This is a genomic window from Pseudomonas sp. RT6P73, from assembly GCF_054897715.1.
In genome coordinates this window covers 1,400,751-1,423,477 of the sequence record NZ_JBUBUV010000002.1, presented here as the reverse complement: position 1 = coordinate 1,423,477, position 22,727 = coordinate 1,400,751, and the positions used below count along the sequence as shown (strand labels likewise).

At 59.5% G+C, this 22,727-nt stretch carries 20 protein-coding genes and 4 tRNA genes; 8 read left to right on the top strand and 16 right to left on the bottom strand.

The features are described 5' to 3' along the window. Positions 1-73: 73 nt before the first annotated feature. The 6 genes from ACYZT6_RS07040 to ACYZT6_RS07015 all read right to left on the bottom strand — a co-directional run bounded on the left by ACYZT6_RS07040 (position 74) and on the right by ACYZT6_RS07015 (position 3,591). Complete coding sequence (locus ACYZT6_RS07040; RefSeq protein WP_462026273.1) at positions 74-400, bottom strand: hypothetical protein; 327 nt, start codon at positions 398-400, stop codon at positions 74-76. Positions 401-896: 496 nt separating this feature from the next. Further along, positions 897-1,304 (bottom strand): SEL1-like repeat protein, encoded by a 408-nt coding sequence (locus tag ACYZT6_RS07035; RefSeq protein WP_462026272.1) that lies wholly within the window; start codon positions 1,302-1,304, stop codon positions 897-899. Then, positions 1,305-1,676 (bottom strand): hypothetical protein, encoded by a 372-nt coding sequence (locus ACYZT6_RS07030; RefSeq protein WP_003223109.1) that lies wholly within the window; start codon positions 1,674-1,676, stop codon positions 1,305-1,307. Then, on the bottom strand, positions 1,673-2,014 hold the full coding sequence (locus tag ACYZT6_RS07025) for a helix-turn-helix domain-containing protein (RefSeq protein WP_462026271.1): 342 nt from the start codon (positions 2,012-2,014) through the stop codon (positions 1,673-1,675). The genes ACYZT6_RS07030 and ACYZT6_RS07025 overlap by 4 nt, the downstream gene beginning before the upstream one ends. Positions 2,015-2,128: 114 nt before the next feature. Further along, positions 2,129-2,584, bottom strand: coding sequence for a YkvA family protein (locus ACYZT6_RS07020; RefSeq protein WP_462026270.1), 456 nt, complete (start codon positions 2,582-2,584; stop codon positions 2,129-2,131). A gap of 293 nt (positions 2,585-2,877) precedes the next feature. Next, entirely contained in the window at positions 2,878-3,591 is a 714-nt protein-coding gene (locus tag ACYZT6_RS07015) for an FKBP-type peptidyl-prolyl cis-trans isomerase (protein WP_461980347.1), read from the bottom strand. Between the two features lie 269 nt (positions 3,592-3,860). Between ACYZT6_RS07015 and ACYZT6_RS07010 the strand changes: the two genes are divergently transcribed. Continuing rightward, positions 3,861-5,669: a di-heme-cytochrome C peroxidase gene (locus tag ACYZT6_RS07010; protein ID WP_462026269.1), complete on the top strand. Its 1,809-nt coding sequence runs from the start codon at positions 3,861-3,863 to the stop codon at positions 5,667-5,669. Next, positions 5,666-6,799, top strand: coding sequence for a catalase family protein (locus ACYZT6_RS07005; protein ID WP_462026268.1), 1,134 nt, complete (start codon positions 5,666-5,668; stop codon positions 6,797-6,799). Before ACYZT6_RS07010 ends, ACYZT6_RS07005 begins: the two co-directional genes overlap by 4 nt. Before the next feature lie 323 nt (positions 6,800-7,122). Here the strand turns inward: ACYZT6_RS07005 and ACYZT6_RS07000 are convergent. From ACYZT6_RS07000 to ACYZT6_RS06985, 4 genes are all read right to left on the bottom strand, one after another. Continuing rightward, positions 7,123-7,199, bottom strand: a tRNA-Asp gene (locus tag ACYZT6_RS07000). Between the two features lie 19 nt (positions 7,200-7,218). Then, positions 7,219-7,294: transfer RNA gene (locus ACYZT6_RS06995), tRNA-Val, on the bottom strand. Positions 7,295-7,493: 199 nt separating this feature from the next. Continuing rightward, a tRNA-Asp gene (locus ACYZT6_RS06990) sits at positions 7,494-7,570 on the bottom strand. Between the two features lie 18 nt (positions 7,571-7,588). Then, a tRNA-Val gene (locus ACYZT6_RS06985) sits at positions 7,589-7,664 on the bottom strand. A gap of 160 nt (positions 7,665-7,824) precedes the next feature. Between ACYZT6_RS06985 and rdgC the strand changes: the two genes are divergently transcribed. The 3 genes from rdgC to sugE all read left to right on the top strand — a co-directional run bounded on the left by rdgC (position 7,825) and on the right by sugE (position 10,289). Then, on the top strand, positions 7,825-8,745 hold the full coding sequence (gene rdgC, locus ACYZT6_RS06980) for a recombination-associated protein RdgC (RefSeq protein ID WP_462026267.1): 921 nt from the start codon (positions 7,825-7,827) through the stop codon (positions 8,743-8,745). A 144-nt stretch (positions 8,746-8,889) separates the two neighbouring features. Beyond that, on the top strand, positions 8,890-9,855 hold the full coding sequence (locus ACYZT6_RS06975) for a bile acid:sodium symporter family protein (RefSeq protein ID WP_462026266.1): 966 nt from the start codon (positions 8,890-8,892) through the stop codon (positions 9,853-9,855). A gap of 119 nt (positions 9,856-9,974) precedes the next feature. Then, positions 9,975-10,289, top strand: a complete 315-nt coding sequence (sugE, locus tag ACYZT6_RS06970) for a quaternary ammonium compound efflux SMR transporter SugE (RefSeq protein WP_462026265.1) — start codon at positions 9,975-9,977, stop codon at positions 10,287-10,289. Between the two features lie 98 nt (positions 10,290-10,387). On the opposite strand, the gene ACYZT6_RS06965 is transcribed toward sugE, so the two are convergent. The 4 genes from ACYZT6_RS06965 to ACYZT6_RS06950 form a co-directional block, all read right to left on the bottom strand. After that, a complete protein-coding gene (locus tag ACYZT6_RS06965) occupies positions 10,388-12,262 on the bottom strand; it encodes an MFS transporter (protein WP_462026264.1) in 1,875 nt (624 codons plus the stop codon). A 98-nt stretch (positions 12,263-12,360) separates the two neighbouring features. After that, the gene (locus ACYZT6_RS06960) at positions 12,361-13,509 is read right to left on the bottom strand and encodes a TDT family transporter (protein ID WP_462026263.1); all 1,149 of its coding nucleotides are present in this window, start codon (positions 13,507-13,509) and stop codon (positions 12,361-12,363) included. 106 nt (positions 13,510-13,615) lie between these two features. Beyond that, positions 13,616-13,927, bottom strand: coding sequence for a cupin domain-containing protein (locus tag ACYZT6_RS06955; protein WP_462026262.1), 312 nt, complete (start codon positions 13,925-13,927; stop codon positions 13,616-13,618). Between the two features lie 42 nt (positions 13,928-13,969). After that, positions 13,970-15,163: an MFS transporter gene (locus ACYZT6_RS06950; RefSeq protein WP_462026261.1), complete on the bottom strand. Its 1,194-nt coding sequence runs from the start codon at positions 15,161-15,163 to the stop codon at positions 13,970-13,972. Between the two features lie 91 nt (positions 15,164-15,254). Between ACYZT6_RS06950 and ACYZT6_RS06945 the strand changes: the two genes are divergently transcribed. Together ACYZT6_RS06945 and ACYZT6_RS06940 are read left to right on the top strand one after the other, a co-directional pair. Continuing rightward, positions 15,255-15,794, top strand: a complete 540-nt coding sequence (locus tag ACYZT6_RS06945; RefSeq protein ID WP_462026260.1) for a TetR/AcrR family transcriptional regulator — start codon at positions 15,255-15,257, stop codon at positions 15,792-15,794. 248 nt (positions 15,795-16,042) lie between these two features. After that, positions 16,043-19,513, top strand: coding sequence for a hybrid sensor histidine kinase/response regulator (locus tag ACYZT6_RS06940; RefSeq protein WP_462026259.1), 3,471 nt, complete (start codon positions 16,043-16,045; stop codon positions 19,511-19,513). Positions 19,514-19,681: 168 nt separating this feature from the next. On the opposite strand, the gene ACYZT6_RS06935 is transcribed toward ACYZT6_RS06940, so the two are convergent. Together ACYZT6_RS06935 and ACYZT6_RS06930 are read right to left on the bottom strand one after the other, a co-directional pair. Further along, positions 19,682-21,046, bottom strand: coding sequence for a DNA recombination protein RmuC (locus tag ACYZT6_RS06935; protein ID WP_462029915.1), 1,365 nt, complete (start codon positions 21,044-21,046; stop codon positions 19,682-19,684). Positions 21,047-21,221: 175 nt separating this feature from the next. Next, entirely contained in the window at positions 21,222-21,545 is a 324-nt protein-coding gene (locus ACYZT6_RS06930; RefSeq protein ID WP_109628672.1) for an SEL1-like repeat protein, read from the bottom strand. Between the two features lie 942 nt (positions 21,546-22,487). On the opposite strand from ACYZT6_RS06930, the gene ACYZT6_RS06925 reads away from it, so the two are divergent. Then, positions 22,488-22,712: a hypothetical protein gene (locus tag ACYZT6_RS06925; protein WP_008031832.1), complete on the top strand. Its 225-nt coding sequence runs from the start codon at positions 22,488-22,490 to the stop codon at positions 22,710-22,712. The last annotated feature ends 15 nt before the right edge of the window (positions 22,713-22,727 follow it).

Sequence of the window (22,727 nt, the reverse complement as noted above, 5' to 3'; positions counted from 1 at the left end):
AACGACACAGAACCCGTGTAGGAGCGAGGCTTGCCCGCGAAGAGGCCCGACCAGACAACCAAAATCTCTGGAATTAATCCGCTTCTGACCTCGCCCCCAACCGCCGCCCAACCACATCCAGCACATCACAGCCATCGCGCAACGGAATGGCGCACAGCAACGCAAAATCGCTGAGAATCATGGAATCGCACTCAATCGAACCACGCATGGAAAGGTTTTCCAGTACTTGGGTGACCGCCCGGATTCGGTAGCGGGCAGCGTCGGTCAAAATATCGAGCGGGGCGTGGGTGTCGACGAACAAGGTGGGCATATCGCAGCAATTACTGGTCAGCGCCATGAAGCGATCTTTTGGATGGGAAACCGGTTTTTCGTAGGGTGGATCAGGATGTAGTGTTGGCATTTGAGACCTTCCGATGACAATGGGAGCTGCCAAAAACCTTCCTACAGGCTTGGGTGGCAGCTATACGCGGGGTAGGAATACCGAGCATCGGAGACTCGACCACGCCGAAGCGTGCCCGCGCATAGCCGCCGCAACAGATTTTACGGACGCACATTGATGGCCGCAAACCCGGTTTCGACGCTGACGCTATACCGATGCTGAAAGGGTTCCTACACCCCACCACTGAGTTTTCAGTGACCATCAAAGGCTATCGGGTGAACTCTGTTCTCACCAGTTCATGAAAGCCGCCACAACTCGAAGGAAATCTCCGATGGATTTACACAGCAATAAACGCGCAGCACTTTGCGGGTGATCAATCAGGAAAGAAGCCAGCAAAGGACGAAGTTGGCGTAGGGCAATTCCCTAATTCGTCGCCACAAATAAACGAACCGTCAGAAACGCAAACGTGGCGGGAGGTTTCCCTCACGCCACGTTCATTTGTCGAACAGCTATGTATTTATTTCGCCGAATCGCGAGACGCCAGTTCTTTCAGTTTCATCTCAGCCAACGGATGCCCCGCCTTCGCCGCAATTGCCCAAAACCGCGTCGCTTCAGTCGGATCCGGCGCCTTGCTCGGCGTCCCCGCCAAACTGATCACGCCCACCTGATACGCCGCTTTGCCATCCCCCGCCAACGCCGCCAGGCGCAGCAATCGGACGCCTTCCTCACGAGCCCCAAGGCCGACGCCGCGAAAGGTCAGGATGTGGCCATAGAAGCTTTGCGCGCCGACGTCACCCAGGTTGGCCATGCGGGCGAACTGGCCTTCGAGCCAGCTCCAGCCACGGGGCTGTCGCACGAACCACGACCAGTGAAACAACCGGCGGGCCAGCCAGTAACCGGCCCGTGCCTTGAGCTTTAGAAACACTCAGGCCTCCGCCGATTCCGGGTACTCGTATTCGAACACGCGCACCACTTCCGAGGCGTGCCACGAGGCGGCAGCAACACCGTCGGACGGCCCGGAGAAACGCCCCAGACGTTCGACGCATTCGAAGAAACCGGTGCGTGGCAGGCGACTGGCGCCCTGGCTGATCACCAGCGAGCTGCGCAACGGCTGCTCGGCCTTGGCGTCCAGCGCAGCCAGATGCTCCAGCGCAGCGGTGAGGGTTTGCATGGCCGGCGTGGGCAACTGCAAACGTTCCAGCAAGGCTCGATAGGTCAGCAGATGGCGCTGGCGGCGGGCCTGATCCAGCTCACCCAGCAACCCGTCCCAATGTTGACGACTGATGCGTACGCTCACGATTCATCCCTCCACCCTGGCACCGTCAGTTCCCAGGCCAGGCTGCGGCGAATCGCAGCGTCGGGCAGACGCTCGCCACTTTCGATCAAGGCCAGATAAGACGGGCTGATGCCTACCGTGCGGGCGAGCGCCTCAATGGCGATGCCCTTCCCTTCGCGCAAACTGCGTAGTTGATCCAGACCTGGAAGAATCTGGTCTGGTGATGCTGCGTGACGCACCGGCTTATCGGGTGCCGGTTGTTCGTTGATGCCTGCTGCTTTCAGTAGAGCCTGATACTGAGCCCACGGCAAAACCGCGTATTCGGGCTCGCCTTCGCGTGTGATTATCTGAATATCCATGACTTCCCCGTAGGACAACGACACTTAGCGAGTCGGCACTTTTCCCTAGAAGTGTAATCCTAACAGCGGCCACGGTCGCGGGGGGTATGAATATAAGGACGATCCTCAATCAATTCAGGTTTTTTTCGGTCCCTGAAGCTGTAGTTGCTCGGGGGTATCGGGGAGGCGCTCGGCCACCGCGAGCTTCTCCGGCAACTGGCGATTGCGCCAGGCACGGAAGGCATTGAGTTCGTCGTCGAGGACTTTCATCAGCCAGGCCAGCACGGCGATGTCATCGAGCATGCCGAACATCGGGATGAAGTCCGGAATCGCATCCACCGGGCTTAGGAAGTACATCAGGCCGGCAACCACCGAGATCAGCGCCTTCGGGCTGATGGCGCGGTACTCGCCGCGCCAGTAGGCCAGGCACAGTGCCTGCAACAGGCGAAAATCGTCCTTGAGTTTGCCCAACCGGTTGCCTTGGCTGGCACCTTTGCTGGCGACGGCGAACAACAGGGTCGGCAAACGTCCACGGGCAAGCAGGCGTCCGGCGAGTGGCAGGAAACGAGCGAAACTCCAGGGTGCTTTCATCATTCCTCCCGCTGAAATGTTATCCACACAAATTGTGGATAACCTTGTGAACAGAGCCATTTTTCACGGCTGAAAGCCCCGTTTCATAAGGGCTCAACTCAGATCGGGCGTTTTTTACTCACATAAAAAAACCCAAGATTTCATTGACTTGGCGCGTCGGCGCGGATAGCACGGCGTCCTCAATGGCTATGACTGCAACGTACAGCATCCGTTCGCTTTGTTTACCCTTGCTGAACGCCAGATGCAACAACGCCCCGCATAAAGCGAGGCGTTGTTTTTAAAGCAGACGCTGATTACTTGGCGGCGTCTTCTTTTGCTGGATCCTTGATCGCCAGCAGTTCCAGGTCGAATACCAGCACCGAGTTGGCTGGAATCGCCGGGCTTGGGCTTTGGGCGCCGTAGGCCAGTTCGCTAGGGATGTACAGTTTGTACTTCTCGCCAACGTGCATCAGTTGCAGGCCTTCGACCCAACCCGGAATCACGCCGCTAACCGGCAGATCGATCGGGCTGCCACGCTCGACGGAGCTGTCAAAGGTAGTGCCGTTGGTCAGCTTGCCGGTGTAGTGAACAGTCACTACGTCGGTCGGCTTAGGCTGTGCGCCATCAGCTTTCTTGACCACTTCGTATTGCAGGCCCGAAGCAGTGGTGGTTACACCGGCTTTCTTGGCGTTGTCTTCGAGGAATTTCTTGCCGGCGGAGGCCGACTCTTCGCTCATTTTGGCCATACGCTCTTCAGCACGCTTCTGCAGTGCTGCGAAGGCTTCGACCAGTTCGTCATCTTTCAGCTTCTGTTCTTTCTTGCCGACGGCATCTTCGATGCCTTGGGCTACGGCTTTGGAGTCCAGGTCATCCATGCCTTCCTGAGCCAGGCTCTTGCCCATGTTCAGGCCAATCCCGTAGGAAGCTTTTTGCGCCGGGGTTTTCAGCTCTACGCTGGTCTGCGAATCACAACCCGCAAGTACCAGGCTAACCAGGGCCACCGCCGCCGCCAACCGATGCTGTTTCATGCTATTTCCTTGTTCATGCGCCTAAAGGGCAATCGAGTAAAGCCGCGAGCTTATCAGGCGGCCACGACCAATGGCTACCGGCATGAGAGCAGGAAACTTCTGATAAGTTCAGGTGTTTTAACGCATTTCGGGATTGGAATGATGAAGCTTCTGTCATCTTGGGCTCACAGAGACGGGTGCCGGATCCCACAACATCTGGCGTAATGGCCACTTGCCGCACCCCGGATCCTGAGGCATAAGAGAGCTACAAATCGACAAGGATGTTTATCTTGCGTCTCTTATTCCGCCTGCTGGTGCTGTTCGCTGTGCTGTTGGGGCTGGGCCTGGCCGTTGTTCTGTATTACGTCGCCAACCCGAAACTGCCGACTTGGTCCCCCGCACAAAAGGTGCGTTATCTGGAGCAGTGGAGCGCCGCCGACCGCCAGGCTTACTACTTCACCCCCCAGGGCACTCAGGTCAAAGGCTTGCGCTATGACTGGTTCAAGGAACTCGAACTGCCCTTCTCGGAACAACGATTCGCCGCCCCCGAGTATCTCGCGCGCTTTGGTTTTCTGATCGATCCCGGGCAGAAAGCCACGCCAAACAACCCTGGCAACTTGCCCGTGGGTTTTGCCCGCCATCAAAACCCTGGCAGCCAGGACGAATACCTCGACATCACCTGTGCCGCCTGCCACACCGGTGAATTGCGTTTCAACGGCCAGGGCGTGCGCATCGACGGAGGTTCGGCGCAGCACGTCCTGCCTTCCAGTGTTCCTACACTGCGCGGCGGCAGTTTCGGACAGGCGCTGGTAGCCAGTCTGGCCTCGACGTACTACAACCCTTGGAAATTCGAACGCTTCGCCCGCAACGTGCTGGGCGAGGACTACGACGCCCGGCACCAACAACTGCGCAAAGACTTCAAAACCTCTCTGAATACCTTCGTGAAGGTGGCCTGGAACGATACCCATCGCGGGCTCTACCCGACCGAGGAAGGCCCCGGCCGAACCGACGCGTTTGGCCGTATCGCCAACGCCACCTTCGGCGACGCGATTTCAGCCGATAATTACCGCGTAGCGAATGCCCCGGTGGACTACCCGCAATTGTGGGACATGTGGACCTTTGACTGGGTGCAATGGAACGGTTCGGCGCAGCAACCGATGGCGCGCAACATTGGCGAGGCGCTGGGCGTCGGCGCGACCCTGAATTTCTTCGACGCCAACGGCCAACCGCTTAAAGGTGACGAGCGCTATCCGTCGAGTGTCCGCTTGCGCGACCTGCACCAGATCGAACAATCCCTGCAACGGCTCAAACCACCGGCCTGGCCGGAAGACGTGCTGGGCACTGTCAACAAGCCCCTGGCCGTTAAAGGTCGCGAATTGTTCAGCGAAAACTGCGCCGGTTGCCACGTGCCTCGATCGGTTCAAACCAATGGCCGCTGGGTGCAACATCTGAAAATGCTGCCGGTGGAATACATCGGCACAGACCCGGGCGCGGCCAATAACATTGCCGACCATCGCTTCGACCTCAGCGCCTTGCAATGGGACCCGGCGGAACTGGCGAAACTGGATGTGCAGTTGCAGCCGCCGCCCACTGAACCGCTGGACATGAGCAAACTCTCGTCAGCCAAAGGCCTGGCCTATGTCACCGCGTTCGTAGGAAACAGGGCCTACCGCGAGGCGAAAATCCCCGAGGCCGAGCGCCCGGACATGGATGGCTTCGGCCTGCCGATTGGTGTGCGCGAACTGCGCGCCTACAAGGCCCGCCCATTGGCCGGCGTCTGGGCGACGGCGCCGTTTCTGCACAACGGTTCGGTGCCGAGCATTTATCAACTGCTCTCGCCCCAGGATGAACGCGCAACGACCTTCTACAAAGGCACGTTCGAGTACGACCCCAGGCACCTGGGTTATCGCACCGAGGCCTTCACCAATGGCTTCAAGTTCGACACGCGCATCACCGGCAATTACAACAGCGGCCACGAATTCCGGGCCGGCAAGCGTGGCAACGGCGTCATCGGTCGCCTGCTGCAACCGGAGGAGCGCTGGGCGCTGCTGGAGTACCTGAAAGTGTTGGGCGGCCCGTTGGAGGCACAATTGCCATGAGCAGACTCTGGATCTGGTTTGGCGCCTTTCTCGGCAGAGTCCTGCTTTGCTTGTTCGGCTTGGGATTGCTGGGTTGGGCACTGGCCACGGCGTGGTTTGCCTGGCAGCACCGTGGACCGGTCTCGCCTGAGGAACTGATCCCGAACGGCGAAGCGGCGATGACTCAGGACATCATTCAGACGGCCGTGCGCATCGTCGATCAGCACCGCGAAAGCACCCGCTACCTGCGCGATGCGCATGCCAAGGCGCACGGCTGTGTGAAGGCCGAAGTCCAGGTGTTGCCGGATCTGGCGAATGAGCTGCGTCAGGGCGTGTTCAGTCAACCCGGCAAAACCTGGCAAGCGACGATGCGACTGTCCAACGGCAATGCCTATCCACAGTTCGACAGTATTCGCGATGCCCGGGGCATGGCGATCAAGCTGCTCGATGTGCCCGGCAAACAACTGCTCACCGATCAACAAAGCCGCGGCGAACAGGACTTCGTGATGTTCAGCCACCCGAATTTCTTCGTCAGCGATGTCGCCGAATACCGTCAGAATGTGGCTGCGCAGGCCGATGGCAAGAAGCTGACGGCGTTTTTCCCCGGCTGGGATCCGCGCACGTGGCAGGTTCGTCATCTGTTTATTGCCTTGGCGACACTCTCCCCTGCTCCGGAAAGTCCGACGCAGACGACTTACTTTTCGGTTTCGCCCTACAAGTTTGGTGAAGCCAACGCCAAATTCCGGGTCATGCCGGACCCCGACAGCTGCCCGGCCTACACGTTGCCGGCGCAGAACCAGAAGCTGCCAAATTTTTTGCGCAATGCGCTGAACCAGCAATTGTCGACGGATCGGGTGCCCGCGTGCTTCGTCTTGCAGATCCAGAAGCAGGATCCCGGCAAATACATGCCGATCGAGGACACAAGTATTGAATGGAAGGAAAAGGATGCACCGTTCGAAACCGTGGCACGGATCAAGCTGCCCGCCCAGGACTTCGATACGCCGACGCTGAACCTGCAATGCGACAACCAGTCGTTCAATCCGTGGTTCGGGCTTGAGGCCCATCGACCGATTGGCGGCATCAACCGCCTGCGCAAAGCGGTGTATGAAGCGGTCAGCGATTACCGCCACAGCCGTAACGCCGAGCAATGAGAAGCGGGCAGAAGTAAAAAACGACTCGACGATCAACACACTTCAGCGCAAACCGCATACGTGTAGCAGCTGGCGAAGCCTGCGTTCGGCTGCGTAGCAGTCGTAAAACCACACAACGCGGTGCGTCAGATCCATCCGGGGCTCAGGGTTTACGACTGCTGCGCAGCCGAACGCAGGCTTCGCCAGCTGCTACAGATCGCGTGATGGCGCAATTCGCTTTTCATGGATAGTCGGCAAAAAGCCAAATCCCGGACAGCAAAAAGCCCGCATAAGCGGGCTTTCTGTGTGGTGACCTGGCGTTCAGCGTTCCAGGTTACCGAATATGGCGCAGCGGACGGGACTCGAACCCGCGACCCCCGGCGTGACAGGCCGGTATTCTAACCGACTGAACTACCGCTGCGCGTAGCGTTGAAAGTAAATGGTGGGTGATGACGGGATCGAACCGCCGACATTCTGCTTGTAAGGCAGACGCTCTCCCAGTTGAGCTAATCACCCTTTACCTTCGTTGCGGGGCGCATTGTGCCACAGATTTTCATAAAGTGTTGATTTAATTGAATAATTTTTCAAATAAATCTGAAAATCGGTAAAACGACACGACCTGCAGGAACAACGTACAAACTTTGGGCAGAAAAAAACCCGCGTTAGCGGGCTTTTCCGTGGTGACCTGGCGTTCAGCGTTCCAGATTACCGAATATGGCGCAGCGGACGGGACTCGAACCCGCGACCCCCGGCGTGACAGGCCGGTATTCTAACCGACTGAACTACCGCTGCGCGTAACACTAAAGCGAATGGTGGGTGATGACGGGATCGAACCGCCGACATTCTGCTTGTAAGGCAGACGCTCTCCCAGCTGAGCTAATCACCCTTCACTTTCGGTGTGGCGCGCATTCTACGGAGCGCCCCAACCTCTGGCAAGCACTTTTTTAAATAATTTTTGCAGGCCTTCCAAAGGCTTAGAGAAGGGTTGGCCTATGGCTTCGCTAAGAGAATAATGCCCCCCTTTGTATAAAGGAGAGACTCGCCCCATGTGGTTCAAAAACCTGCTTATCTATCGCCTGACCCAAGATCTGCCTTTTGATGCCGAGGCGTTGGAAACTGCACTGGCCACCAAACTGGCGCGTCCATGTGCAAGCCAGGAGTTGACCACCTACGGTTTCGTCGCGCCATTCGGCAAAGGCGAAGATGCACCCCTGGTGCACGTCAGCGGCGACTTCCTGCTGATCGCCGCGCGTAAAGAAGAGCGCATCTTGCCGGGCAGCGTCGTGCGTGACGCCGTGAAGGAAAAGGTCGAAGAGATCGAAGCCGAACAAATGCGCAAGGTCTACAAAAAGGAACGCGACCAGATCAAGGATGAAATCATCCAGGCGTTCCTGCCGCGTGCCTTTATCCGTCGTTCGTCGACCTTCGCGGCCATTGCGCCGAAACAGGGTCTGATCCTGGTCAACTCGGCCAGCCCGAAACGTGCCGAAGACCTGCTGTCCACCTTGCGTGAAGTGATCGGCACCCTGCCGGTACGTCCACTGACCGTTAAAATGTCGCCGACCGCGACCATGACTGAATGGGTCACCACCCAGAAAGCCGCGGACGACTTCTTTGTACTGGACGAGTGCGAACTGCGCGACACCCACGAAGACGGCGGCATCGTGCGTTGCAAGCGTCAGGACCTGACCAGCGAAGAGATTCAGCTGCACTTGAGCACCGGCAAAGTGGTGACTCAGCTGTCGCTGGCCTGGCAAGACAAGCTGTCTTTCGTCCTCGACGACAAGATGGTGGTCAAGCGCCTGAAGTTCGAAGACCTGCTGCAAGACCAGGCAGAACAGGACGGTGGCGAAGAAGCCCTCGGCCAGCTGGACGCCAGCTTCACCCTGATGATGCTGACCTTCGGCGATTTCCTGCCGGCGCTGGTTGAAGCGTTGGGCAGTGAAGAGCTTCCGCAAGGGATCTAAAGTCTTGTGATTACTACTGTGGGAGCGAGCCTGCTCGCGATGGCGGAGTGTCAGTCAACATCAATGTTGAATGTCAGTCCCTCATCGCGAGCAGGCTCACTCCCACATTGTTTTTGTGGTGTTCAATAAAATAAGGATCAGCCCGTGCGCGCCCTCGCTGCATTGAGTCGCTTTGTCGGCAACACCTTCGCTTATTGGGTACTGATTTTCGCGGTCGTGGCGTTCTTGCAGCCGACGTGGTTCATTGGCCTGAAAGGCGCGATCGTGCCGTTGCTGGGCCTGGTGATGTTCGGCATGGGCCTGACCCTCAAACTCGAAGACTTCGCCGAAGTCGCTCGCCATCCGTGGCGCGTGGCGCTGGGCGTGGTTGCACATTTCGTAATCATGCCCGGCGTGGCGTGGTTGCTCTGCCAGGCGTTCAACCTGCCACCGGAAATCGCCGTCGGCGTGATTCTGGTCGGCTGTTGCCCAAGTGGCACCTCGTCGAACGTGATGACCTGGCTGGCGCGCGGCGACCTGGCACTGTCGGTGGCCATCGCCGCCGTCACCACCCTCCTCGCTCCGCTGCTGACACCCGCGCTGATCTGGCTGCTGGCCTCGGCGTGGTTGCCGGTGTCCTTCATGGAGCTGTTCTGGTCGATCCTGCAAGTGGTGCTGTTGCCAATTGTGCTTGGCGTGGTTGCTCAGCGCCTGTTGGGCGATCGGGTTCGCCATGCAGTGGAGGTGTTGCCACTGATTTCCGTGGTGAGCATCGTGATCATCGTCACCGCCGTGGTGGCCGCCAGCCAGGCGAAGATCGCCGAATCCGGCCTGCTGATCATGGCCGTGGTGATGTTGCACAACAGCTTCGGTTATCTGCTGGGCTACTTCACCGGGCGCCTGTTCAAGTTGCCGCTGGCCCAGCGCAAATCCCTGGCACTGGAAGTCGGCATGCAGAATTCCGGCTTGGGCGCCGCGTTGGCCAGTGCGCACTTCTCGCCATTGGCGGCAGTGCCTAGCGCGCTGTTCAGCGTATGGCACAACATTTCAGGGGCGTTGCTCTCGACGTATTTCCGCCGCATGAGCGAGAAACAAGATCGGGAAATCGCGGCTCAACAAGCGGCCGAGTAATCCGAAAACTTGATCCTCGGGTTAATGATGGGCACTCTATTGCGCAACGCGAGGACGACCTCGCGGCTCGATCGAGTCATTAATCTGGGGACGACCCCGTCAATCGATGGAGGTCTTTCATGTCCTGGATCATTCTGTTTTTCGCCGGCCTGTTCGAAGTCGGCTGGGCCGTCGGCCTGAAATACACCGACGGTTTCAGCCGCCCTCTCCCGACCGCATTGACCGTTGCCGCCATGGTCATCAGCCTTGGCTTGCTCGGCCTTGCCATGAAGGAATTGCCGCTGGGCACGGCCTATGCGATCTGGACGGGCGTGGGCGCCGTGGGCACGGTCATCGCCGGGATCATTCTGTTTGGTGAATCCATGGCACTGTTCAGGCTGGCCAGTGTGGCGTTGATTATTGCCGGGTTGATTGGGCTCAAGGTCAGCGCCTGACCTTAAGATCGCCTTCGCGGGCAAGCCTCGCTCCTACAGGGAACTATTAACCCTGTAGGAGCGAGGCTTGCCCGCGAAGAGGCCCTCAAAGTCACTGACTATCTAACTGTGCCGCGCAAATCCCCGACCATCGCCTGCAACGCTGCAGGCTCCGCCACCTCAACCGCCACCGCCGGCCCCGCCACCAACGTCACCCGCGACCACAACCGACGAAACAGCCCCTTGCCCGGATCGCGGCTGAAGAAACTCCCCCACAACCCTTGCAACGCCAGCGGAATCACCGGCACCGGTGTCTCTTCGAGAATCCGCACCAGGCCACCCTTGAACTCGCTCATCTCCCCGTCGGCGGTCAACTTGCCTTCAGGGAAGATGCACACCAGCTCACCGTCCTTCAGATATTGGGCAATCCGCGTGAAGGCCTTTTCGTAGATTTGAATGTCTTCCTGGCGCCCTGCGATCGGAATCGTCCCGGCCGTGCGAAAGATAAAGTTCAGCACCGGCAGGTTGTAGATCTTGTAGTACATGACAAAGCGAATCGGCCGACGCACCGCGCCGCCAATCAGCAACGCGTCGACAAACGACACGTGATTGCAGACCAGCAATGCCGCGCCTTCATCCGGGATCAAGTCGAGGTTGCGATGCTCCACGCGGTACATGGAATGGCTGAGCAGCCAGATCATGAAGCGCATGGTGAACTCGGGGACGATGCTGAAGATGTAGGCGTTGACGCCGATGTTCAGCAGCGACACCACCAGAAACAGCTGCGGGATCGACAGTTCGACCATGCTCAGCAGGACGATCGAGACAATCGCCGACACCACCATAAACAGTGCGTTGAGAATGTTGTTGGCGGCAATCACCCGCGCCCGCTCGTTCTCCGGGGTGCGCGACTGAATCAGCGCGTACAGCGGCACAATGTAGAAACCACCGAAAATCCCCAGCCCCAGAATGTCGATCAGCACCAGCCAGGTGTGGCCAAACCCAAGGATTTCGATCCAGCCATGGCCGTCAACGCTGTCTGGAATACCGCCGGAATGCCACCACAGCAGCAAACCAAATACCGTCAACCCGAACGAACCGAACGGCACCAGGCCGATCTCGACTTTGCGTCCGGAGAGTTTCTCGCAGAGCATCGAGCCCAGCGCGATACCCACCGAGAACACCGTCAGAATCAGCGTCACCACCGTCTCGTCGCCGTGCATCCATTCCTTGGCATAGGCCGGGATCTGCGTCAGATAAATCGCCCCGACAAACCAGAACCACGAGTTGCCGACGATGGAACGCGACACCGCAGGCGTTTGCCCCAGGCCCAGTTTCAAGGTGGCCCAGGATTGGCTGAAGATGTTCCAGTTCAGGCGCATGTTCGGCGATGAGGCCGCCGCCCGGGGAATGCTGCGGCTGGCCAGGTAGCCGAGCACCGCGATACCGATGATCGCGGTGGAAACGATGGGCGCGTAATGACTGGACGACATCATGATCCCGGCGCCGATGGTCCCCGCGAGGATCGCCAGAAACGTGCCCATTTCCACCAGCCCGTTACCGCCCACCAGCTCTTCTTCACGCAAGGCCTGGGGCAGGATCGAGTATTTCACTGGCCCGAACAGCGCCGAGTGCGTGCCCATGGCGAACAGCGCCACCAGCATCAGCGACAGGTGATCGAACAGGAAACCGACCGCGCCGACCGCCATGATGGCGATTTCCCCGAGCTTGATCAGACGAATCAGCGCGTCCTTGGCGAACTTTTCCCCGAACTGCCCGGCCAGTGCCGAGAACAGAAAGAACGGCAGGATAAACAGCAACGCGCACAGGTTGACCCAGATCGAACGGTCACCCTCAATCGTCAGCTTGTACAGAATGGCGAGGATCAACGACTGTTTGAAGATGTTGTCGTTGAACGCCCCGAGGGACTGCGTAATAAAGAATGGCAGGAAGCGCCGGGTGCGAAGCAAGGTGAACTGTGAGGGGTGGCTCATCTTCCATGTGTCCCTGATGTTGGGTAAAGAGTGGCGTGGCGGTTTTTATTGGAATGTCGAACGTCGATCCAGGCCACACATTACCTAATCTTTGCCGGTTATTTCTTTAATCCTGCAATGCACGGCGAGACAAACAACTCGCCCCGCCACGCGCCCTGCACCGTGCGTAGGGAGACGATCAGCCACATCACCGCCAGCATCGCCACCAGCACGCAGCCAAAGACACTGAAAAACGTCAGGCTCAAGGTGCTGCCCAGTTTCAACGTCGTCAGAGAGTAGACACCCAGCGGGAAGGTAAAGCCCCACCAGCCAAGGTTGAACGGGATACCGTCGCGCAGGTAACGCACGGTAATCAGCACCGCCATCAGCATCCACCAGAAGCCGAATCCCCACAGCGTGATCCCGGCCACCAGGCCCAACCCGGCGGCAATTTCACCTATGCCCGGCAGGCCGTTGGCCGCGAAGATGGCCGGCGCGTCGGCGCCCAGCAGCAACATACCCAACGCCCCGGTGCCGATCGGGCCCAGCGCCAGCCAGCTGGAGGCGGCCATGTTTTCGTGAGGCAGTTTATGCAGCGCCATGCGCAACAACAGAATCGTCAGAATGCTGAACGCCACCGGGAGGGAAAAGGCCCAGAGTACGTAGCTGGTCGTCAGCACCACCAGTTGCGAATGGGCATCGGCCAGGTGCGGTGCCAGCAAACCACCGCTGGCGGCGGCCACTTCCGCCGCGACTACAGGCAACAGCCAGACCGCTGTCATCTGGTCGATGCTGTGTTCCTGACGGGTGAACATCATGTAGGGAATCAGCACGCCGCAGGCCACAGACATGGCCACATCGAGCCACCACAGCACTTCGGCGACATGAATCACACCGTCGCCCCAGCGCGGCAAGCCGAACACCAGGAAACCGTTGATGATGGTCGCCAACCCCATGGGGATGGTGCCGAAAAACATCGAGACCGTGGAGTGGCCGAAAATCCGTCGCGCCTCATCGAAGAACATCATCCAGCGTGCCGCGTACGCTGCGGTGAACAATACAAACAGGCAGATATTGAGCAGCCAGAGACCTTCGGCCACCGCGTGCAGACCGGGTATGGCGACGGGCAATTGCGCCAGCGCCAATGCCAGCACGCCGGTCCCCATGGTTGCGGCGAACCAGTTGGGCGTGAATTGGCGAATGGCCTCCAGCGGGTGTTGCAAATGGCTGAACGGTTTGAAACCGGGGGTGGTGTTGGGGCATGTCATGGTGAATTCCTCTTCCTCTTGTGAGGTGGAATTCATGGTAGATCTCAATCGAATATCTATATAACGGGTAATATCTCTAACTGTTATCTGTTTTACAGATATAGCGTCAAACGCTGCCTTCAGTCTCGATCACCAGGATCCTCGCCGCGCCTAGCGGATGGGCGACGTGTTCGGTGCCGACAGACGCATAAAAGATATCGCCCACGTCCAGCAGCGCTTCCTTCTCGACGCCCTCTTCGCGGTAGCGCATCTGCACCTGACCATCGAGCACGACGAACACTTCCTGCCCATCGTTGACGTGCCATTTATACGGCTGGTCGGTCCAGTGCAAACGGGTGGTGATGCCGTTCATGTTGGCGATCTCCAGGGCGCCCCAGGCACGGTCAGCGGTGAAGGATTTGCTGTGGATAATCTTCATGGAGCGGTCCGTCGAAAGAAGTGGCGGTGCCAAGGCTAGCGGTCATCGAACATCGACACCAGAGACTTTGACCGGCTGCTGACGCATCAGCGCGAGCAGAGCGCCGACCGACAGGACAATCAGCACCGCGCCATAGCCATCGGTCGTGGTCACCAGACCAAAGGCTCGCGTCAGATTCCCCGCCAGCAACGACGGCAAGCAGAACGCCAGATAACTGAGTACATAAAACGCCGACATCAACCCGGCCCGTTCGTGAGGCAGCGCCATCGGCACCACGCTGCGCAACGAGCCGAGGAAACTGGCGCCGAAACCGCAACCGGCGACCAGCGTCCCGATGAAAAACAGCGGCAGGCTGGCGCTGTGGACCGCCAGTAAAATCAGCGCCACCCCCACGGGCAGAATGCTCGCGCCGACCCGCAAGACTTTATCGGCCGGACGACTGCGCAAGGTGTAGATCATCAACGCGCCGGTGACGGTCAGCACCGCCACTGTCGCCCCGCCAATCAGATTCGACGTCGATCCGGTGGCCGTCCGCACAAGGGACGGAGCGAGGGACGCGTAGAAACCACCGAGCGCCCACGCGGCGGTGTTGATCGGCAGCACCAGCCACAACGCACGCCGCGCCTGGATGGGCACATGCAGGGTCGGACGCAGCGATGCCAACGCACCACGTTGCGCACTGACGCTTTCCGGCAGACGCCAGACGTACAGCGCCTGCAACCCGAACAGCGCGAGCAGCACCCAAAAGGTCAATTGCAGCGGCAGCGGCGCGAACTCGGCCAACAACCCGCAGCCCATGGCGCCAACCGCCATGCCGAGCAGCGGCGCAACGCTATTGACCAGCGGCCCTTGCTGGCGATCGGTGTCCAGCAGCGCGGCACCCAACGCCGCCGTGGCCATCCCGGTTGCAAAGCCCTGAAGCACTCGGGCGCAGATCAACCACGCAACGCTGTCGGCATTGATAAACAACAGCATGGCCAGCATGTTGAGCAGCACAGCGGTGAAGATCACCGGTTTGCGTCCCAGGTAATCCGAGAGCGAACCGACCGTGAGCAACGCCGCGAGCAAGCTGATGGCGTACACGCCGAAAATCAGGGTCAGGGTCGCTGCCGAAAATTGCAGGTGTTCCTGATACAAGTGATACAGAGGCGTCGGCGCAGTGGAAGCGGCGAGAAAACTCAGTAAAGTGATCGCCAGAAACCACAGGCTGGAACGGTTTGATATCGAACTGGACATGCGCACACTCCGCAAAAGCTAATTTATTGCTTTTGCGGAGTGTGCTACCGGCCAGCGCTTAAAGCAAATTCTTTGTGTTAAGGTCCGCCGTATGGCTATTAAAGAAGGTTTACGCCCGGGCGGTCGAAGCGCCCGGGTGCAAGAGTCGATTCATTCGGCTGTCCGCGATCTGCTTGAAGAGCAGGACCGCTCGACCGTGACCGTGCCGCAAATTGCTGCGCGCGCGGGGGTTACACCGTCGACCATCTATCGGCGCTGGGGGGATTTGTCGACGCTGCTGGCCGACGTCGCTCTAGCTCGACTTCGCCCGGAAAGCGAACCGGCCAACACCGGCAGCTTGCACGGTGATGTGCGGGCCTGGGCGGAGCAGTATCTGGACGAGATGAATTCCGAACCCGGCCGCAACATGCTGCGCGACGTGCAATGCAGCACCACACCGGTCTATTGCGCGACAATCATCGGCGGGCAGTTGCAGACGATTCTGGATCGTTACCCGGATGAGCCGAAGCCGAGTGTCGACCGATTGATCAACCTCGTGGCGGCACCCACGGTGTTTCGTATCCTGTTTTCGGCGGCGCCGCTGGAGGTTGAGGAGTTGCATCGGTTGATCGAGATTGCGTTGAGTCAGTGAGGCCGCCTTCGCGGGCAAGCCACGCTCCCACAGGTTCTGCGTAGTTCACTTAATCGGCGAACGACACAAAACCTGTAGGAGCGAGGCTTGCCCGCGAAGAGGCCCGCCCAAACACCAAAGATCCAGCAGACAAACACCCTGCGACACCCCACCGCGCCACGACCTTGGTCGACACTGACTAACCCCGGCCATCGTGCGAGACTGTCTGACCGGGCGGGAGTCCCGGGTGTCTTTTGTCGGGAGTTCCCATGCCGTTGTCCAGCGGGCTGATCGCCGCCGTCGCCCTGGCCTATATGGCCATCATGTTCGCCATCGCCTTTTACGGTGACCGGCGCAGCACGCCGTTGCCGCCGCGAGTGCGCGCGTGGGTGTACAGCCTGTCGTTGGCGGTCTATTGCACCAGCTGGACCTTCTTTGGCGCAGTCGGCCAGGCCGCCGAACAACTCTGGTCTTTCCTGCCGATCTACCTCGGGCCGATCCTGCTGCTGGTTTGCGCGCCGTGGGTCCTGCAAAAAATGGTGATGATCAGCAAGCAAGAGAACATCACCTCCATCGCCGACTTCATCGCCGCCCGCTACGGCAAATCCCAGTCGCTGGCGGTGGTGGTGGCGCTGATCTGCCTGGTGGGCGTGCTGCCCTACATCGCACTGCAACTCAAGGGCATCGTCCTCGGGGTGAACTTGCTGATCGGCGCCGGTGCCGATGCCATGGGCACCCGCGCGCAGGACACGGCGCTGATCGTGTCGCTGGTGTTGGCGCTGTTCACCATTGTCTTCGGTACCCGCAACCTCGACGCCACGGAACACCACCGCGGCATGGTGCTGGCGATTGCCTTCGAATCGCTGGTCAAGCTGTTCGCGTTTCTCGCGGTCGGCGCGTTCGTGACCTACGGCCTGTACGACGGATTTGAAGACCTGTTCGACCAAGCCATGCTCGCCCCGCGCTTGGAGGAGTACTGGAAGGAAACCATCAACTGGCCGTCGATGGTGGTGCAGACCGGCGTGGCGATGATGGCGATCATCTGCCTGCCCCGGCAGTTCCACGTGACGGTGGTGGAAAACATCGACCCTCAGGATCTGCGCCTGGCGAAATGGGTGTTCCCTGCTTACCTGGCGCTGGCGGCGTTGTTTGTCGTACCGATCGCCCTCGCCGGTCAGATGCTGCTGCCCAGCTCAGTACTGCCGGACTCTTTCGTCATCAGCCTGCCCTTGGCCCAAGCCCACCCGGCCCTGGCGATGCTGGCCTTTATCGGCGGTGCTTCGGCGGCGACCGGCATGGTGATCGTCGCCAGCGTCGCGCTGTCGACCATGGTCTCCAACGACATGTTGCTGCCGTGGTTGCTGCGCCGAAACAACGCTGAGCGGCCGTTCGAAGTGTTCCGCCAGTGGATGTTGTCGGTGCGCCGGGTCAGCATCGTGGTGATTCTGTTACTGGCTTACGTCAGTTATCGCCTGCTCGGCTCCACTGCGAGCCTGGCGACCATCGGCCAGATCGCCTTTGCCGCTGTGACCCAACTGGCCCCGGCCATGCTCGGCGCGCTGTACTGGAAACAGGCCAACCGCCGGGGCGTATTCGCCGGTCTCGCCGCCGGGACATTCCTCTGGTTCTACACCCTGATTCTGCCGATCGCGGCCCACAGCCTCGGTTTGTCCTTGAGCAGTTTCCCGGGTCTGGCCTGGTTGCACAACAACCCGCTGAAACTGCCGCTCACCCCGCTGACACAAGGCGTGGTGTTGTCGCTGGCGGCCAACTTCACGTTGTTCGCCTGGGTATCGGTACTGTCACGTACGAGGGTTTCGGAGCACTGGCAGGCCGGTCGTTTCATCGGCCAGGAAATCAGCGCTCGCCCCAGCGCCCGCTCGATGCTGGCGGTGCAGATCGACGATTTGCTGCAACTGGCCGCCCGCTTCGTTGGTGAAGAACGGGCGCGGCAGAGCTTCATTCGTTTTGCCTACCGCCAAGGCAAAGGCTTCAACCCGAACCAGAACGCCGACGGTGAATGGATCGCCCATACCGAACGCTTGCTGGCCGGTGTACTAGGCGCTTCGTCGACGCGGGCGGTGGTAAAAGCCGCCATCGAAGGTCGGGAAATGCAGCTGGAGGATGTAGTCCGCATCGCCGACGAAGCCTCGGAAGTGCTGCAGTTCAACCGCGCCCTGTTGCAAGGCGCTATCGAAAACATCACCCAGGGCATCAGCGTGGTCGACCAATCGCTGAAACTGGTGGCCTGGAACCGGCGCTATCTGGAACTGTTCAATTACCCGGATGGGCTGATCAGGCTTGGCCGACCGATTGCCGACATCATTCGCTACAACGCCGAGCGCGGACTGTGCGGCCCCGGCGAAGCCGAAGTGCACGTCGCCCGCCGCTTGCACTGGATGCGTCAGGGGCGCGCCCACACCTCTGAAAGACTTTTCCCCAACGGGCGTGTGATCGAGCTGATCGGCAACCCGATGCCCGGCGGCGGTTTCGTCATGAGTTTCACCGACATCACCGCGTTCCGCGAAGCCGAGCAGGCGCTGACCGAAGCCAACGAAGGCCTGGAGCAGCGGGTCACCGCACGGACCCACGAACTGTCACAACTCAACGTTGCCCTGACCGAAGCCAAGGGCACCGCGGAATCGGCCAACCAGTCGAAAACCCGCTTTCTGGCGGCGGTCAGCCATGACTTGATGCAACCGCTGAATGCCGCACGCTTGTTCTCCGCCGCCCTCTCCCATCAAGACGATGGCCTGTCCAGCGAGGCGCAGAAACTGGTGCATCACCTGGACAGTTCACTGCGCTCGGCCGAGGACCTGATCAGCGACCTGCTGGACATTTCCCGCCTGGAAAACGGCAAGATCAACCCGGATCCCAAACCCTTTGTGCTTAACGAGCTGTTCGATGCGCTCGGCGCCGAGTTCAAGGCACTGGCTCAGGAGCAAGGGCTGAAATTCCGTGTTCGGGGCAGCACGTTGCGGATCGACAGCGACATCAAACTGCTGCGCCGGATCTTGCAGAATTTCCTGACCAACGCCTTCCGCTACGCCAAGGGGCCGGTGCTGCTCGGCGTGCGGCGGCGCAAGGGCGAGTTGTGCCTGGAGGTCTGGGACCGTGGGCCGGGGATTCCGGAAGACAAACAGCAGGTGATTTTCGAAGAATTCAAACGCCTCGACAGCCACCAGACGCGCGCCGAGAAAGGCCTGGGCCTGGGGCTGGCGATTGCCGATGGGCTGTGTCGCGTGTTGGGTCACACCTTGCGCGTTCGGTCCTGGCCGGGGCGTGGCAGCGTGTTCAGTGTCAGCGTACCGCTGGCGCGGGCACAGACTGTGGCGCCGGCCAAGGTCAGCGAGCTCAATGGCCATGTGTTGAGCGGCGCACAGGTGCTGTGTATCGATAACGAAGACAGCATCCTGATCGGCATGAACAGCCTGCTGACACGTTGGGGTTGCCAGGTCTGGACCGCGCGCAACCGCGATGAATGCGCGGCGCTATTGAGCGACGGTGTGCGTCCGCAGTTGGCGCTGGTGGATTACCACCTGGACCATGGCGAGACCGGGACCGAGTTGATGGCTTGGTTGCGCACCCAACTTGGGGAACCGGTGCCGGGGGTGGTGATCAGTGCCGATGGCCGGCCGGAAACGGTGGCCCAAGTGCATGCGGCGGGCCTGGAGTACCTGGCAAAACCGGTGAAACCGGCGGCGTTGCGGGCGTTGTTGAGTAGGCATTTGCCGTTGTAGCGCGATCTTTCTGACCACCCAAAACCTGTGGCGAGGGAGCTTGCTCCCGCTCGGCTGCGCAGCAGTCGTCAATCAGGCAGCGCGGCCCACCTGAGAGTCATCGTGGCAGCACTGGGGCTGCTTTGCAGCCCAACGGGAGCAAGCTCCCTCGCCACAGAAGTGAGTGGTTTATTCAGGCAACTCAGCCAATCCATCGACATCAGTCATCGCTCGCTCCAACAGATCAGCCGGCAAGCTCTTGCTGGCTCGCGCCCCCAGCAACTTCAACTGCTCACTGCGACTGACCAGGTTGCCGCGCCCTTCTGTCAGCTTATTGCGCGCTGAACTGTAGGCCTTGTCCAGTTGCTGCAAGCGATTGCCGACTTCGTCCAGGTCCTGGATGAACAACACAAACTTGTCGTACAGCCATCCGGCGCGCTCGGCGATTTCCCGGGCGTTCTGGCTCTGGCGCTCCTGCTTCCACAAGCTGTCGATGACTCGCAGGGTCGCCAGCAACGTGGTCGGGCTGACGATGACGATGTTGCGGTCGAAGGCCTCCTGAAACAGTGTCGGCTCAGCTTGCAGGGCAGCGGAAAACGCCGCTTCGATCGGCACGAAGAGCAAGACAAAATCCAGGCTGTGCAAGCCGTCGAGTCGCTTGTAATCCTTGCCCGACAGGCCTTTGACGTGATTGCGCAGCGACAGCACGTGCTGCTTGATGGCGATCTGGCCGATGGCATCGTCTTCGGCCGCCACGTACTGCTGATAGGCCGTGAGGCTGACTTTGGAGTCGACCACCACTTGCTTGTCGCCCGGTAGATAAATGATCACGTCCGGCTGGAAACGCTCACCGTCCGGGCCCTTGAGCGTGACTTGGGTCTGGTACTCGCGGCCCTTCTCCAGCCCGGCGTGTTCAAGCACGCGCTCAAGAATCAGCTCGCCCCAGTTGCCTTGGGTTTTCTGCCCTTTCAAAGCGCGGGTGAGGTTGGTGGCTTCGTCGCTCAGACGCAGGTTCAGCTGCTGCAGGCGTTCCAGCTCTTTGGCCAGAGAAAACCGTTCGCGGGCTTCAGCCTGATAGCTTTCCTCGACACGTTTTTCGAAAGACTGGATGCGCTCCTTCAAAGGATCGAGCAACTGACCGAGACGCTGCTGGCTGGTTTCGGCGAAACGCTGCTCACGCTCGTCGAAGATCTTGCCCGCCAGTTCGGCGAACTGTGCTCGCAGCTCGTCTCGCGAGCCTTGCAGGTCGTTGAGGCGTTGCTGATGGCTGTCCTGCTGCTCACGCAGTTCGGCGTTGAGCGAGGCCGCCTGGGCGTCCAGGCGCCGCAGCTCGGCTTCTTTGCCGGCGCGTTCGATGTTCCAGGCGTGAGACGCGTCGCGGGCGTCGTCGCGCTCGATCTGCAGCAGTTCAATTTCTCGGCGCATGGCGGCCATGTCTGCCTGCTTGGCGGCGTTGGCTTGGCCCAGATCACCGATTTCATCGCGACAGGTTTCAAGCTGGGCATTCAAGCCGTCCTGCGCCAGTTGCGACATGGCCAGACGCTCTTCCAGCATGGCCACCTCGGCTTGCCCCGCGCTCGCACGGCGCTGGATTTGCCAGGCCAGTACCAGCAATGGCAGTGCAGCGCCCGCCAGACCAAGCAAAATGCTGGTCAAGTCCATAGCCATAGCGACTCCTGCCGATGAGATAAAGCTTGAAGGTTAACCAAGGCGTCAGAACTTGGACAGCTCAGTCTTCGACCAAGCCCAGTTCCTGCAGGGCGCGCCGATCGCCTGCTCGCGCGGCTTGGCGCAACAGGTCCTGGCCAATGCGGCGATCCCGGGCATTGCCGCATTCGCGGCACATCAGCTGGCCGAGACGACTTTGCGCGGCCACCACACCTTCACGGGCAGGCTGTTTGAGCAAACGCCCGGCGAAGTGTTTGACGTTGGTGTTTTCACCCAGGCGCGGGCTGTCCAGCAACCACTCCGCCACGCGCATCGAAAAGCGTTTGGGAGGGGTAACACCGGGAGGTGTGGAGGTGGCAGAAACTGATACGGAGCGAAACTTCATAAAACACTGTGGGGCAGATCGGAAGGCGCGCCACTCTACTCTTTTTTTCTTACAGGTAAAGCCTAAAAAAACCCGGCACGCCCGTCCTAGAGCAAGCGCTCGGGACAATCCACAGAAGCTGTGGATAACTCAGTGGACAACCGCCCTTGAACTCTCGCAAAGCCCAGTGGAATGGGGCTCGCAGTCAAACTGACGATTTTTTCACCAGTAAAAAAAAGCGATGTTTTTCATTGACTTAAATTTTCAATACAGGCACCCACTGTGGTCGGGGCGCGGATGACAGTCCGGTTACAGTCTGCGCAACTTATGTGCACAAGTACCTTCGTGGCAGTTATATCGATGCGCTTTTTCGGAGAGTTTTTTCGGAGCGTTTCTGGGGATAACCTTGGCAAACCCTTGTCCCAGGCTTGTGCCGGACCGACGACCAGTGGTCGGAAAATGGCCGAATAGGGAGCGAGATTGCAGGGCTCCGGAATTATTTTTCCTTCGCGCTTCCCTTCGCCGACTCGATCCGTTAGTATCCGCGGCGTTAGTACCAAGCTGAAAGTCAATTCTGGTCGAACAAATCCTCCCGGTCAGCCTTCCAAAAGGAAGCCTCCACCGAACAAGCGGGATCGACCACCTCGATGGTTTCCAGGTAAACCTTACGCCAACACAGCCTTTGAATCGAAAGCAAAGGGTGTTGCGAAGCTCACTTACTCTGACCGAACCAGCCTGCAAATTGATCAGGATCTTCACCCCGGGCCCAGAACCTTTGCCCTTGATGTGTTGCCTGCCCTCCTAAGTACCTACCTGCCAGCCCAAGCGCGCAAATTATCAGCGCTTCAAACTGGCTGCTTTGTTCCAGTCGGGTTCTTCGATCGACCAATGGTGGTCGTCGTCACTGGAACGTTTTAATTTTGCACGGCTCTTATCCGTGTCGCTTGTAGGAACACCCATTTAATGACTACTCAAATCCACACCCAGGATGCCATTCGCACCCTAACCAACGCTTTTGCACCAATGAATTGCCTGATCATGGCCGCTCGCAAAGGCTGCTTCAGCTTTACTCTGGTCAACGAACACGGCATCGCTCGTCACAGCGAACGCCTGTACCCCGATCAATACTCCAGCGCAGAACCGCTGCAGGCAGTGATCGAGCGTACCCGTCAGGCACTGGTTGCCTGACACGCCGGAAAAGCT

What these genes read in the sequence shown, in the direction of transcription:
- ACYZT6_RS07040 (WP_462026273.1), bottom strand. Translation starts at nt 400, where the DNA reads ATGCCAACACTACATCCTGATCCACCCTACGAAAAACCGGTTTCCCAT.
- ACYZT6_RS07025 (WP_462026271.1), bottom strand. Translation starts at nt 2,014, where the DNA reads ATGGATATTCAGATAATCACACGCGAAGGCGAGCCCGAATACGCGGTT.
- ACYZT6_RS07020 (WP_462026270.1), bottom strand. Translation starts at nt 2,584, where the DNA reads ATGAAAGCACCCTGGAGTTTCGCTCGTTTCCTGCCACTCGCCGGACGC.
- ACYZT6_RS07015 (WP_461980347.1), bottom strand. Translation starts at nt 3,591, where the DNA reads ATGAAACAGCATCGGTTGGCGGCGGCGGTGGCCCTGGTTAGCCTGGTA.
- ACYZT6_RS07005 (WP_462026268.1), top strand. Translation starts at nt 5,666, where the DNA reads ATGAGCAGACTCTGGATCTGGTTTGGCGCCTTTCTCGGCAGAGTCCTG.
- rdgC (WP_462026267.1), top strand. Translation starts at nt 7,825, where the DNA reads ATGTGGTTCAAAAACCTGCTTATCTATCGCCTGACCCAAGATCTGCCT.
- sugE (WP_462026265.1), top strand. Translation starts at nt 9,975, where the DNA reads ATGTCCTGGATCATTCTGTTTTTCGCCGGCCTGTTCGAAGTCGGCTGG.
- ACYZT6_RS06965 (WP_462026264.1), bottom strand. Translation starts at nt 12,262, where the DNA reads ATGAGCCACCCCTCACAGTTCACCTTGCTTCGCACCCGGCGCTTCCTG.
- ACYZT6_RS06960 (WP_462026263.1), bottom strand. Translation starts at nt 13,509, where the DNA reads ATGACATGCCCCAACACCACCCCCGGTTTCAAACCGTTCAGCCATTTG.
- ACYZT6_RS06955 (WP_462026262.1), bottom strand. Translation starts at nt 13,927, where the DNA reads ATGAAGATTATCCACAGCAAATCCTTCACCGCTGACCGTGCCTGGGGC.
- ACYZT6_RS06950 (WP_462026261.1), bottom strand. Translation starts at nt 15,163, where the DNA reads ATGTCCAGTTCGATATCAAACCGTTCCAGCCTGTGGTTTCTGGCGATC.
- ACYZT6_RS06945 (WP_462026260.1), top strand. Translation starts at nt 15,255, where the DNA reads ATGGCTATTAAAGAAGGTTTACGCCCGGGCGGTCGAAGCGCCCGGGTG.
- ACYZT6_RS06940 (WP_462026259.1), top strand. Translation starts at nt 16,043, where the DNA reads ATGCCGTTGTCCAGCGGGCTGATCGCCGCCGTCGCCCTGGCCTATATG.
- ACYZT6_RS06935 (WP_462029915.1), bottom strand. Translation starts at nt 21,046, where the DNA reads ATGCTGGAAGAGCGTCTGGCCATGTCGCAACTGGCGCAGGACGGCTTG.
- ACYZT6_RS06930 (WP_109628672.1), bottom strand. Translation starts at nt 21,545, where the DNA reads ATGAAGTTTCGCTCCGTATCAGTTTCTGCCACCTCCACACCTCCCGGT.
- ACYZT6_RS06925 (WP_008031832.1), top strand. Translation starts at nt 22,488, where the DNA reads ATGACTACTCAAATCCACACCCAGGATGCCATTCGCACCCTAACCAAC.